Annotated in this window: 1 protein-coding gene; it reads left to right on the top strand. The window is 37.8% G+C overall.

What is annotated here, in order from left to right; genetic code table 11:
* The coding region (locus tag KVT27_RS26285; protein WP_217582343.1) for an Hsp33 family molecular chaperone HslO at positions 1-233 on the top strand (233 nt) is incomplete at both ends.

The raw sequence follows: 233 nt of genomic DNA, 5'->3' as shown, positions 1-233 counted from the left end.
GACCGTTTACAAAAGATTCCACCTGTAGCAACGTTGATTGAACAAGGACTTTCTCCGGAAGAGCTACTATATGCAGTTCTTGGAGAAGATAAAGTAAAAGTATTAGAAACAATGGATGTTCAATTTAATTGCACATGCTCACGCGAGCGTATTGAGAGTGTATTAATTAGTTTAGGTAAAACAGAGTTAGAGCAAGTTCGTGAAGAAGAGAAAGAGACAGAAGATCACTGTCA

Source organism: Lysinibacillus sp. GbtcB16 (assembly GCF_019091145.1).
GTDB lineage: Bacteria > Bacillota > Bacilli > Bacillales_A > Planococcaceae > Lysinibacillus > Lysinibacillus fusiformis.
Note: the sequence above shows the minus strand (reverse complement) of the source record. Positions and strands in the feature narration are given on the sequence as shown.